This window comes from Arthrobacter sp. BL-252-APC-1A, from assembly GCF_009696625.1.
In the GTDB taxonomy this organism is placed as follows: Bacteria; Actinomycetota; Actinomycetes; order Actinomycetales; family Micrococcaceae; genus Arthrobacter_B.
Genome location: NZ_VULS01000007.1, coordinates 192,381 through 204,524, shown reverse-complemented (window position 1 = coordinate 204,524; position 12,144 = coordinate 192,381). Strand labels below are relative to the sequence as shown.

The following is a 12,144-nucleotide window of genomic DNA, read 5'->3' as shown; positions in this document are numbered from 1 at the left end:
TTGCGGGCGACCGCGACGACATCGCGTCGGAACTCTTCGGGAAAGGCTTTGGGCATGATGAACATCCTTCCACCCGCAAGGATCAAATCCTCACAGGCAAAGTGTCAATCAAACCTTCAGCAGTCCCTACCTCCTGCAGTACCGCACCGAACTGGTTGGCTCAAGGGGTCTCAGGGGCTTGAGTAACCGGTTTCCCCCACTCGACAGGCATCGGCATGTTCGAGTACGGATTTGTGATTTGACGAAAAACTAGAACCACTATCGCCGCAGCGATCAGGACCACGAAGACGATCAGCATCTTCCGGTTGCGTTTCGATAACTTTCTCACGGAATCGTCTCCCAATTTTTACACACACATGAAACGGTTGGGTGTCATACAAACAAATACTATGGGGGGAAACATTGAAAAGAAAGCTGTCCGCATTAGCCATTGCTTTGTCGGCTCTTCACGGTTCGTGGTGAATGTTCTGCCGTGATGGGTGTTCATGCCACTGTTCTGGCGGCACTGCGCAACAGGATACGCGTTTTGTAGTTGCGTGCGTTGGTGAACCCCCGGCCCGTCCTTTTGATGTGCTTGATCGCGGTGTTGTTTGCCTCCACTTTTGCTGTTGTCGCTCCGGTGACGATAAGGACTTCGATTTCTTTCCACCATCGGCAGACGGTGCGCCAGAGCCGGTTCGTTTCGGGCTGCGCGGATTGTTCGACCAGGGCCTGCAGTCGGTCTTTCGCGGCTGCCGCGTCGGCAAGGGATCCGGTGGCAAGCAGGGCCCGGAGCTGTTCTTTGACCAGCCAAGCCGCCTGCAGCTTCCCGGTGGCATCGTCCGTGGCGAACACGGTGCTGAGCCTGTCCCGGGCCCTGTCCGAGAGCGTGTCGCCAGCACGCAACAGCAGGCGCCGGTTGGCCCAGACCGGGTCGATGGATCGTCCCCGCCGGCCGTGGACCTGCTGGGTGAGTCTTTGCCGGACTTCGGTGAGCATGTCGTTGCCAAGTTTGACCAGGTGGAACGCCTCTGTTTCCTGGTCCGGTGCACTTTCCATATCACTGGGCAAGTCCAGCCGCTGTTGCGGTGACCATCTTATCCACAACATAACCGACATTATGTTGTGGATTAACGGCGGTGAAGGTTCCAAAGCATCGACCATTTTCTAGACCTCAAGGACTGTGTTCATTCGTGCTGGCTGATTACCAGCACGAGGTCTCCAATGCTGTCGCGACGGCTGACGCACCGCTGTGGGCCTGACCGCCCCTACCGGTGCCGACAAAACCGTGATCGCCACCGCCGTGCTCATGCACTTTTCTCGATTAGCTTGTTAGCCGTCTGGTCCCAGGTATGTCCATGAACGTCCGCAAATAGGCAAGTCATCGCTTGGCTCAACTCATCGCTTTCAGGGGGTGCGGCCCTCGGAGCAGACACAGTTACTTGGATTAAGAAGTTCGCTTTCACTCCTACGGGCACCGTCTCGAAATCCCAGGCAACATGAAGAAGAACCGCCGCTGAAGGACATAAGAAGGACAGCTGGGGCAGAGACAGGCCGAGCCCCGGTCGTCATGCTACGAGTCGAGCAAGTGACCGAACGGCGTGTGTGAACTGCTCGAGGCGCAACCGAATATGACCATTTTGCAGTCCCCCCGTGCTGCGGACGAGCTCGTCTGCTTTGAGCTCAAGCAATTCATCCGGAACGAAGCGCGGTTTAGTCCGGCTTACCCATGGCCAGCGATCCGCTTCATGTCCTCGCTCATCGGCATAATCCTGAGGGAGGTATTCAGGTTGTGAGGTTATTTCCACGACGGCATAGCAATCCTTGGTTTGGGCGCAGATCAAGACTAGGTCCCCAGGTTTAATGCTCGGCCGCCCCTTCCCTATTCCTTTTTGGGGGCTGCCGAAATACCACTCGCTGCGCCACTTTGTCAGCGCTGGGGAACCGTACTCGGATTTCATCCATAGGGCACGGTCACCGTCCCGGGCATCCAGCAAGAGTCGTTCCACGAGCGCCAACCCGGAAGCACTGTCCATTTCACCTGAGGAAGGTCTTGCAGCCCGGGTTAGATTCTCCGCAAGTTTGTGGATTTCATAGAGGTCGTCCGCAGTGACTGCGTGACTCGCCCAGGTCTTCATGGCCAATCTTGTGGATTCAACCTGGGCGGGCCCCAACTCAACACCTAGCTCGGCATTTGGCGCCGCAGAACTGCCCAGGCCGGCACCAGTCAGATTTGCCGATCCAAGGAAGCCCCGGCCGCCAACAACGAATGCCTTGGCATGCAGTCTGTCGACGTGACGAATATCGACGCCACTGTCCATAAGCTCCCTCAAGCCATCTGTCCGCAAAAACCCGTTTGCTACAGCACTGGGATCAAGGCATGTATAAAGCTGCCACTTATGGTCCGATCGGCAGGCTGCCTGAGCCAACCGTCGGCAGACGTCGTATGACAGATAGGGACTAGCCAGCAGTACGTCGCCATCGACACGGTCGATAGCTTCATACAACCAATCAGCAGCTTTGGAGTGGACTGCATCTTCATTGATCACGATGATGACCATACTTTGGCACGTCTTCGGTGCAGCTCACCGCCACGCAAAGACCCGGCACCTTACCCAGCACGACCGTCCCTGATGCCCAAGGCATTGCCGAGGACGAGCTCACCACAAAGGGCATGCTCCGATGGTTCGGCCTTCCCTAGTTCCGGACAGCCTCTTGATGAATGACTTCGGCATCGATAACTTCCGCCTCCTCCGTTCGATGTCCCGGCTTGGTTAGCTCCAGGCTGGCCAGGTGCTTTTGCAGCCGCTTGGACATAGGAAGGAAGGTGCTCAGGGTCAGGCCTCCGGAGAGAACTGCGCCGACGATGGGAATGGCTTTCGCGACTCCGCTGGCGAAGATGTTTTTGGTCATCTTCATGCTCAGATGGCCGGCTACTTTTTTCACGATGGGATAGACAACCCCCTTGGTGAGTGCCCGCTGCGGTAGTTTCTTAGCAACATTCGCGGCGACCAGGTTCGCAACCTTCATCACTCCACCCTGGGCCATCTGTACGCCGAACATCACACCCACGAACAGGATCAGCATGCTCTGGGTTGCCTCATCTATCTCTTCGCCGGCATCGGCGAAGAGATCAGGCCAACTGTAGATGTAGGCCAGTTTCTGGGCGATCCGAAGCATGTGGCCCAGGTACTGCACGAGGTCTGCCGGGACAGTGCCAATCATTGCCAGTCCGCCGGGGATACCGGAGAGGGTTGAGAGGCCGGTAACCTTGCTCGTCTCATAAGCGATAGAGGTGTTTGCGATCTCAGTGATGACCTTAAGCGGGATACCTGCTGCCGCTGGGCCGTCGGCGATTGCCGTCTCTATCTGTTCCTCGGTGCAATGACGCTTGAGTGCTGTCCGCAGGTAGGCGGTCCTATTGATCCTTACGCCCGGCAGCTTCGCCGCAGCGTCCAGCACCTGAGTGAAATTCGATCCAGCGTTCTCGATTTCTTTGGTCTCGGTCATTGGTAGATCGTAACGGTGCGCTCCGACCTAAACCCGCAGCTTAGAGCCTCAAGCCCGCGTTTCATTCGAGTGACTGTTACATGGCGGTGGTCGTATAGCTTGTCTAGGGTTTCATTCTCTCGTCTTCGAAATGGTCCTTGGGACCTACGTTCCGCACATCATCGAGTACCTGAGCATCAGGTACGAAGCCATGCGGATCCGGGTCGAGGAATTCTCCGCCGAATTCCCGGATTCCGAGGCCGACGGGTGGGACAAAGAAGAGGAGGCGGCAGGAACAGTATTGCCCGCGACGTCGCCAAACTGCTTTCGGACCTGGACGAAGCGCAGCGCGAGGCAGCGAACCGGATTGCCAGTATCACCGGCAGCGGGCGTTCCTACGCCGAACATGACCTCAACATGCGGGACGGTCCCCTGCCGTACGGCTTCGACGACTCGGAGTACCTTGGCCAGAACGGCGGGCGCATGGACCGGGACCTGCCCTGGTACCAGGACACCTTCAACTTCACCCGCGACACCCTGATCGGCATCCCGGAAGCGGGCTGGGAATTCGTAAAGGACCTCGGAGTATTCATGGCCTTCCAGGGAGCCGATAAGCGCGGCGTCGCGTGGAAGGGCTTATACCGGTTGTCCGAGAACGTGCTGGTTTTCGCCGGCGCGCACTGATTGGACTGCCCCTGCTGTCGATCGATCTCATCAGGATGGATCAGTGGAACCTGACGGGCCCGGTCTGGCGCTGGGTGGGAACATCTTCGACGTCGGGTCACTCCTGGTGGGCGGAGGCCTTCTGACGGCCCTTGGGAAGGTCTCCACCAAAACCGCGACCAGGAGTGCTGCGAACGGTGCCAGGAAGGCTATCGAGAAGGCGCGCAGCGGGCTGGACAACCTGAACATCGGAAACCCGGGAAACCACGGACTCGTCCCGACAATACCCAACGGTCGGCTTCCTGTGCACATCCAAAATCCCGCCACTCCCGAGGGAACCTGGTTCAAGGACGGCAAGGCGCGGATGTGGAGGTGTCTAAGTTGAGTGGTAGCTACATCGCCCCCAGCGCCAGCCAAACAACTGTGGATGTTCTTGGCACAGCGTGGATGCAGAGTAAGTACGAGCGAAGTCCCCTAGTTGACCCTGGCTGATCGTAAACTCTTGCTAATGCGTCCAGAGAGCTCGGCGGGGGGCGGAGGTGAAGCAACGGCCTGAGCCGTGTGCGGTGGGCAGGATACGTGTTAAGCGAGTTGGTCCAGGCGCTCCCAGAACGCACGGCGCAGTTCCTTGCGTATGCCCTGATAATCCGTCTTCTGTTCGCCAATCATAGAAGCGCAGTCCTTCAGAAGCACCCGGTCAATTTCCGGGGGGAGTATGGGGCGCTCGGCCACCAACTCCCGCAAAGCGCCTTGGGTGGTGTTGTTGTACCAGGACTCTGCCACTGCGAAACCTACATCGTAGGCCGCGCCCATCGCTGAGTCCTCGTACCCTGCGCCTGTGACGCTTCGTTCGGAGCTGTATACGAGTTCCGAGTTGTCCGGCTGGGACGGCCGAAAAGAGAGAGTGGAAGTACCCGAGCGCACAGCTGCACCGGGCTTGGGCTTCGGCACCGTACCGTTCAAGACCGCCGCACCAACGATTGTTCCCGGCGACGGCATGGGAAGTGCTGGCACCGCTGCAGTTGCCGGGCTTAGCGGTGGAGCTTTCTCCTGCTTGGTGAAGCACTCCCGCACCAGTTCCGCAGGCAGGGTGATGATGCTGTCCACACGCAGGGCAAGGTGTTCCGCAACGGAGGTCACGCCAAGCCGATGGCTTGAGTCTTCAAAGCCGACGAGGACGACTTTGACGCCGAAGTCCTGGGCGGCCTCTACGGCCGCCGCCAAATCATCGTCTCCCGAGAGCAGGAATACGGTGTTCACACCCCTGTTCCGTGCGATCCCAACGAGGTCGAGTCCGAGCTTCAGGTCCACGCCTTTTTGGGTACCGTCAACAGACATGCGTCCCAACCGAACCTTCACACCCGAAATCATGCCTATGCGTTTGTGCTGCTCGGTGAAGAGCGCGTCCTTGGAGGCGTCATACCAGTAGGTACGGAGCGTGGGGAGGCCGCTGAACTCTTGGGTGCACTTACGGATGCCCTCGATCAAGGGTTCAAAGTTTACGGTGGTCGCGGATCGGAGAGAGGTCCCGGCCGTCTGCATGCCGCCAACTGCCAGCAGGAATCCAGCGTCGATGAAGATTGCCTGCTGATCCATGGGTGAAGGTCCATTCTGTAGTGAGCCGCGCCTTCAAACCCAACGTTATCCGGCCTATGCTCACGTGCTGCGCTACCGGCCAGGCGCGTCCTGCGCCCAGTTCTTCAAAGCCATGGACGCAGGCGTTTGCGTACCGGAGGGAAGAGTGCCCAGCGTCGTGCGGTAGTGAGGGCACAGCAGTCTTGCGGAACTGTTCCCAATGACTTTGGCAACGCCCTAGATTCTCTCCCGGCAACGGAATGAATACCTTGGTATTCACACACGTCGGCAAAGGATTGGGAATTTACTAGCCGCGAGCAGTAATCCACACTCCAATAGAGGCTCTTGTAACGAGCGGGAGTTTGGGGTTCTATGTGGTGAGCCGCAAAGGAACCGAGGGGGACGGCAAAGCGTGAAATTCGAGTTGACCGCACAGCATAATGTGCCATCCGACACCGGCAGCCAATCAGGTGCAGCTGCTGACGGCAGCTTTGTCGTGATGCCTGAGGTAGTGATTGCTATCCTCAGCGAGGTTCAGTCCATGGCTATCGAATTCAATGATCTTCTTGGCTCCGCCGAAACCAATATCGCCGGTCTGGCGGAGGCATCCAAGGCGCCGCCCATCTCGACGGAACTGAGCACATTTCATACAGACGTACTCGCCCGGATCATCAGGACGGCCGGAGGGCGCACGATGATAGCCGTAGATGCTGTCGCGGACGCCGTCTCGGCGCTGGTGCAGGGTGACGGACAAATGAGCGCCAACGCCCGGGAAGCTTCAGCCTTAGCCGCACAGGAACGGGTAGACGACGCGCCGGGTTCGGCGGATCGGCAGAGCCTCCGCAACGGCCACCCCAACGCATTCTGATGGACTTTGGGATCAGGGAGTTCGAAGAACGGCTGCCGGACACCGACGCACTCCGTGCCCGCGTGGAAGCCATCAAGAACGTTGGGGAACGCACATACGAACTTACGGACTCCATCAGGGCTGTATGGCTCCGGCTCACTGGCCATGATGTGTACACGGCTCCTGGAAACGAAAAAGTGTTCACTGCCCTGGACGCCTCCCGTACGTCTGCGGAGACCCTCTCCAATCGGAGCGTCCTCCTCAGCACCGTGATGCGGTCCTATGCCGACACCGTGGACGAACTTAAAGTGCGCCTTGAGAGCCTCAGGGCCCGCGTGGCCGCATTCAATCGCAACTACCCGCAATCCGAGCAGGACGAGTGGGATAACAACAGCGAGGCCATCACAGCGCGCAACACGCTGGCCTCCGACGTCGGACGCCTCCACGCCGATCTGGATGAAGCCCAGCGGGACGCCGCTACCTGGATCAGCCACCTCACGGACTCCGACCGCACCTATGCCAAGGACTCCGAAAACCTGAATGCAGGCACAACCGGCTACGGCTATGGGTATGAGGACTACGCTGCGGCCTTTTCCGGCGGTTACTTATCCAAGGATCTGCCTTGGTACGTGGACATGGTCAACTTCATCGGTGACACGGCTGCAGGGGTGCCGGCAGCCGGCTGGGAGATGGTCGAAGGGATTGGTGTCCTCATCGGTTTCCAGGGCTGGAACAAGGCTGGAGCAGCGTGGAAGAGCATGTACCGTACCGCGGAAAACGTCTATGTCCTGATGGGGCCGGGCGTTCCGTCGGCAAGGGATTCTCAGGCGGCCATGGAACTCGTGGCCCTGGGCCCTGTGCTCATCCGATACGACCAATGGCAGTCCGACCGCCCGGGGCTGGCCCTCGGTGGGAACATCTTTGATGTTGGCACGCTCTTCCTGGGTGGGGCAGGCGCGGCAGGAGGTGCGGCTAAGACCGGGGCCAAGGCCGCAACATTTGCTGAAAGACTCGGTGCCGGCGCCAAATCTCCCGGAGATGGCCCCGGAGGTTTCGGGGGACTGACTCCTGCCCTTCCCGGTGGCCAGGTTCCTGTCAGCCCGCGGACGTTCGAGATACCCGACAACAGCACCATGTTGCGTGAGGGGAAGGGATCAGCCGGTGGCAAGCCCTTCGCAGATACGTACAGCCCTCTGGGCAGGGGTCCGGCTGACCAGCCACGGGTAGGCGACGCCGATGGCGGTAACGGGTCCTGGCAGGATGTCTCTCCCCGAAGTATCAATGGTGCGCCCGAACAGCAGTACATCACCGGCGTCGATCGCGTGCACGATACCCAGGCACGTGAGTACCTTCTTCCTGACTCGGACGGAAACATGGTGGCCTTCGACAACCACCACTGGCGGGGTGATCCTCCACGGGAGTACTTCACCGAGGTGAAGGGAAACTACGAATGGATGAAACCTGAATGGCTACGGAGAGAGTTCAGGCACTGGGTTACCAATGAGTTTGCCAGGCAGGCTAAGGCGCTTGAGCACGCCGGCACTACTGGTTACGTTCACGAGATCGTTTTCACCCAAAAGAGCGTCATGGATCAGTTCGACGCGTACCTCCCACGCACGCATCCACTCCGAAAACACATGGTGTTGAGATTTGAACCGATGCCCTAAGCACTGTAGAGCCCTTGATAGGTTGAACCGATGAAGCAAACCATGGCCGAGTTGTTCTCCGAGAATGACCAGTACGCCTACATCATGCTGGCGTGGGCAAGCCGGGCCGAGACCCCAGACGAAGTCGCTGGCCGCGGATGGGCTACCGTGTGCGCACTCGAGGACTCTGTGCCCAGGGACGATCCCCGCTACCAGGACCTTGCATGGGTTGCGCCTCCATGGGACCGGACGGCTGAAGATAATCCCGAGCTCTACGAACTTCCCGCTCCCCGCACCTTGGAAGAGCTCCAACGCGAGGTCCGGGACCGGGCCAAGGTTCGGCCGGATGGGATGCTGGCGGAGGGACTGCCCATCGGCGCCGATCTGACGTGCGCCCGATCCAACGGCACCAGCATTGCTTCCTACGAGGGCAACGTAGGTTCGAGCAAGGCCTACTTGGAAAATACTGTAACCATCCGTTTCGAACCCACTTTTCCGACTGGGGACAAAGACGACCTGGCCGCGTTGTTCCGCCGGATTGTCAGTATCTGGCAGCCGGACTGGGCTCTCCTGGATACGCTTCGGACGAGCAGGGAAGTCCAAGAATCGCTGGAAACGTACGCCGACTACCTGATCTGGCTTTCAGAGGCCGAGCTCGGTCCAGCTCCAGTACTGAAGGCCGCAAAGACTGAACGCTTCGGGGATGGGACGCTGATCACGGTGAACGACTGGAGTATTGATGGTGTTCGGACTCTGCATCAGGAGCTGGTGAGCGCCGGCATCCCCGCAGCAAGCGTCAAGCACCCTCTGAACCCTCAGAAAGTGCCCCAGTTTTCCTAGCGAATCTGTAGCCGATGTCCGTTATGACGCATAGGAGAAATCCATGGCTGTAGAACTGGGGGACGCTCAGCGTCGGCTCGGAGAACTTATCGAACGTGTGAATCGCGACCACACAGAGATCGAGATTGTATCCGGCAGTGCGTCAGCGGTCCTGATGTCCAAAGCTGAGTATGACGCCTTGGTGGAGACTAGCTACCTCCTGAGCTCTCCCGCGAACGCCCGCCGCCTCATGTCGGCCCTGCAGTCCGTCCGGGAGACAGCTACCCGCCGGAACGATCCTTCCCGAGCCCCGTAGCTAGGTGTACTGAGACACCACGTTAGTTACACGTGAAAAGGGTGAAGACCTCTTAGGTTTGGTGGTTACCACACACAGCCGAACCCAAGAGGTCTTCATGTCCCACGGTAATGCCCGTCTGGCTCCGGCCGGAAGAATGATCCTAGTCCAGCGCGTCGCTTCCGGCAGGTCAGTAGAAGTCGGCCGCAGAGAGTTTCTTTCTCTTGAACTTTTCCCCAATAGGGGTTTCTCCCGGGTAGGGGACGCCGAGCATTGAACAGCAGAACGCCGCGCGGAGATCAGCATTACGATAATGGCTGACAACCACACGGTTCGACACTGTCCCAATTCTCGGCCCCTCCTCTGCAGCCTCTATGGCTCCCTCAAGGTAGAGCTGAGCGCGGTCGATCACGTCATGAGGCCCCAAGTTTTTTAGTGCCTCATGATTGACGAAACCTATTCCCGTCCTCCAGCCACCGTAGTTCTCCCTGGCCTGAGTGATGCGGTCAGTCACTTCCGTGACGTACCGAGCAACCATGGCTTCATTTCCCCCTCTACGCCTGTGGCCATCCATAACCAGCGATTCCGCCCACTCACCAAGGCCTTGGACGTTCCCGTCCTCACCGATGGTGAAAAGGGCAACACCGGAATCTGCCGCTTCTTGGAGGGCTGCCCGCGTGTAACCGGAGGTGGAGTAAAAAAGGTGAAAGTCCAGATGTGGCCTGGCACCCCGGAGTTGACGAACCTGCGGCGATCCCACAGGAGTCGCCTGCATCTTAACCTGGGCGACAGCCTCCGGATGCTCAACATCTACTCCACGATCCGAGACACCTCCAGTGAGCCGCGCATCGAATAGGGCCAGTGTCGTACGCATGTGCTCTGCGGCGATATCCTCAGCGCTGCGCCAGTCCCCAAGAATTCGACGACTAGGAGACGAAAGCGCGTCGGACGAGTTCTGGCTGCCATCAAAATTCGGCATTGGCGCAAGTGGGATATCAGGTATCCGGAGAACCTCTCGTCCCGCACCTTCGTGAAACCTCTCGATTCGTCTCTCGTCGGCGAAAGCATACAAACTAGGGCCATCCGATAAGCGGAATTCGCTCACACCAAGCCAGTACGCACTACTTGGCCCGACACCGCTTGACCATCTGGTTTCCGTAGCTGGGATCACTGTAGCTCGGTCTCCGGCTGATGGGATGATCCAGACACTGAAAGTCCGTGCTGAAAAGACAGCTTTTGCGGGGAGGTTATTTCCGCGTACATCGAAAGAGTTCCAGTCCGGAGATATCATCACAGCACCGAATATCTCTACGTGCTCACCGGCAGGGATCGCCTCCAGAATCTGGCGGGCCGCAACATCACTAACAGGCAGGTCCATCGGGCTATCTGAGTAATCAGCCCATGCCCACATGGTACGAGGGTCGGTCGCGAATGATTGTTTCACTTTATTCCCAAGATCGAAGCCATAGTAACCGCGACGTTCCAGCTCATGAGGCCGAAGACCAGCTTTGGCAGCTGAAAGCAATCCCGATCAACACAGTTCTGTCGCTTGCGAGGTCTTGTAAAAGACGCGCGTCACAAGCGTACCCGTCGTGCGACCCGGGCACGATATGTGGCGTGAAGGGTGTTTCCCCGAATCGGCGTTCTTGTATGAGGCAAAATCCGTTTTCGCTAATGTGGAAAAGGGGATGGCGCTGCAGCGGTGATAGGAACTTCCGCACAGACCAATGCTCTCTTGCAGGAAAGCTAAGGGCCAAGAATCGAGGGTGCTAGCCCGATCAGAGTTCTGTATCCGCACCGACCGGGTTCAGCTGGTAGGCCGCACGGGTGTAGCCCATGGCGCGGTACGTCCGAGGGGAGGACGGGACAGCCATAGTGTCTTGAGGGGCAATATAAACGCGCGTCCATTCGCCGGATTCGGCGGTGAGTGCCGACAGTTGGCTGCCGAAGTGTCCGCTCTGGTAGAGGTGGATGTCGTCGTCCGCCTGCGCGTCGACCCAGTCGCTGTAGCGCTCGTACACGGATTTGAAGGTCACAAAGGGCTTGAAGTCCTGGGCGTGGGTCAGCCAAAAGCGTCGGACGTTCTCGTCAATTGGTACGCGACGAACAGGCCGACGAGGTCCCGAAATCATGTCACCGGGTCGCGCAGAAGGACGCTTCTTTATGTGCGTGCCCTCCTTCACATCGCGGGCTGAGCGACAGCATGGGACGAGTCGGACGGCCCCGGTGAGCTCTTCGACCTCGTACCGGAATGCTTTGACCGGTTCTCCACTGTCCAGCATCCCCAGGATGCTGTATGCGGGGTAGCGGTGGATATCCTCCGCGATGATTATGAGTGCCGGCAGTTCTTGAACATTCTCAGGCAGTGGGTGGCCAAAACGTTGTTGGAAAGCCTCTTCCAAGTCGATCTGAAGCTTGCCGTTGGCGACTACACGTATGAGATTCTCCCTGCTGATCCCCTTGAAAGCACGCCGATAGCAGAGCACCTGGGCAATGACGGAGGGGGACGCATGGAGCTTCAGCTCGACCACGTAGATCAGGCCAGTCGAGTCGATCGCGAGCAAATCAATCTCGTTCCTGGCAATCTTCAGCTGTCTTCCGATGACTAACAGGTCTTCACCGGTGTGCCATAGCCGAGTTTCCAAGTAGTCCTCGAGGTCCTTCTCAGATCTAAATCTGAATCGTGCAGGTACTCTTTTCACCATCCGCTGCCGGATTCTTCGCCGCAGGGTTGGTTAGCTCTTCTGCGATTCATAACTTCTCCTACCCGGATGGGACGAACCTGCCGGAGCGCGTTTCAGGGGCCCATCAGCCTGCACGTGCGCTGGTGC

The 12,144-nt window shown here is 58.5% G+C and carries 12 protein-coding genes and 1 pseudogene; 7 read left to right on the top strand and 6 right to left on the bottom strand.

Annotated features, from left to right (window positions below; genetic code table 11):
- A partial coding sequence (locus FYJ28_RS17390; protein WP_229780433.1) for a hypothetical protein occupies positions 1 to 182 on the top strand: 182 nt, incomplete at its 5' end.
- A 301-nt stretch (positions 183 to 483) separates the two neighbouring features.
- Here the strand turns inward: FYJ28_RS17390 and FYJ28_RS12350 are convergent.
- The 3 genes and pseudogenes from FYJ28_RS12350 to FYJ28_RS12340 all read right to left on the bottom strand — a co-directional run.
- A pseudogene (locus FYJ28_RS12350) lies at positions 484 to 1,011 on the bottom strand (ISL3 family transposase); the annotation flags it as partial.
- A 536-nt stretch (positions 1,012 to 1,547) separates the two neighbouring features.
- On the bottom strand, positions 1,548 to 2,540 hold the full coding sequence (locus tag FYJ28_RS12345; protein ID WP_152969820.1) for a hypothetical protein: 993 nt from the start codon (positions 2,538 to 2,540) through the stop codon (positions 1,548 to 1,550).
- Between the two features lie 136 nt (positions 2,541 to 2,676).
- Positions 2,677 to 3,489, bottom strand: coding sequence for a hypothetical protein (locus tag FYJ28_RS12340; RefSeq protein WP_055239134.1), 813 nt, complete (start codon positions 3,487 to 3,489; stop codon positions 2,677 to 2,679).
- Between the two features lie 246 nt (positions 3,490 to 3,735).
- On the opposite strand from FYJ28_RS12340, the gene FYJ28_RS12335 reads away from it, so the two are divergent.
- The gene (locus FYJ28_RS12335) at positions 3,736 to 4,152 is read left to right on the top strand and encodes a hypothetical protein (protein ID WP_055239133.1); all 417 of its coding nucleotides are present in this window, start codon (positions 3,736 to 3,738) and stop codon (positions 4,150 to 4,152) included.
- Positions 4,153 to 4,195: 43 nt separating this feature from the next.
- On the top strand, positions 4,196 to 4,516 hold the full coding sequence (locus FYJ28_RS12330) for a hypothetical protein (protein WP_055239132.1): 321 nt from the start codon (positions 4,196 to 4,198) through the stop codon (positions 4,514 to 4,516).
- Between the two features lie 197 nt (positions 4,517 to 4,713).
- On the opposite strand, the gene FYJ28_RS12325 is transcribed toward FYJ28_RS12330, so the two are convergent.
- Complete coding sequence (locus FYJ28_RS12325) at positions 4,714 to 5,727, bottom strand: NYN domain-containing protein (protein ID WP_055239131.1); 1,014 nt, start codon at positions 5,725 to 5,727, stop codon at positions 4,714 to 4,716.
- Positions 5,728 to 6,118: 391 nt separating this feature from the next.
- Between FYJ28_RS12325 and FYJ28_RS12320 the strand changes: the two genes are divergently transcribed.
- The 4 genes from FYJ28_RS12320 to FYJ28_RS12305 are packed head-to-tail and all read left to right on the top strand — an operon-like array spanning position 6,119 to position 9,334.
- Positions 6,119 to 6,574: a DUF6507 family protein gene (locus FYJ28_RS12320; protein WP_152969819.1), complete on the top strand. Its 456-nt coding sequence runs from the start codon at positions 6,119 to 6,121 to the stop codon at positions 6,572 to 6,574.
- Positions 6,574 to 8,220 carry a hypothetical protein gene (locus FYJ28_RS12315; RefSeq protein ID WP_055239129.1) on the top strand — a complete coding sequence of 549 codons (1,647 nt, stop codon included), beginning with the start codon at positions 6,574 to 6,576 and terminating at the stop codon, positions 8,218 to 8,220. The genes FYJ28_RS12320 and FYJ28_RS12315 overlap by 1 nt, the downstream gene beginning before the upstream one ends.
- Before the next feature lie 30 nt (positions 8,221 to 8,250).
- Positions 8,251 to 9,039, top strand: coding sequence for a hypothetical protein (locus FYJ28_RS12310; protein ID WP_152969818.1), 789 nt, complete (start codon positions 8,251 to 8,253; stop codon positions 9,037 to 9,039).
- 43 nt (positions 9,040 to 9,082) lie between these two features.
- On the top strand, positions 9,083 to 9,334 hold the full coding sequence (locus FYJ28_RS12305) for a type II toxin-antitoxin system Phd/YefM family antitoxin (RefSeq protein ID WP_055239127.1): 252 nt from the start codon (positions 9,083 to 9,085) through the stop codon (positions 9,332 to 9,334).
- A gap of 169 nt (positions 9,335 to 9,503) precedes the next feature.
- On the opposite strand, the gene FYJ28_RS17145 is transcribed toward FYJ28_RS12305, so the two are convergent.
- Positions 9,504 to 10,292 (bottom strand): restriction endonuclease, encoded by a 789-nt coding sequence (locus tag FYJ28_RS17145; protein WP_055239126.1) that lies wholly within the window; start codon positions 10,290 to 10,292, stop codon positions 9,504 to 9,506.
- Between the two features lie 799 nt (positions 10,293 to 11,091).
- Positions 11,092 to 11,958 carry a hypothetical protein gene (locus FYJ28_RS12295; protein WP_152969816.1) on the bottom strand — a complete coding sequence of 289 codons (867 nt, stop codon included), beginning with the start codon at positions 11,956 to 11,958 and terminating at the stop codon, positions 11,092 to 11,094.
- Positions 11,959 to 12,144 lie beyond the last annotated feature (186 nt).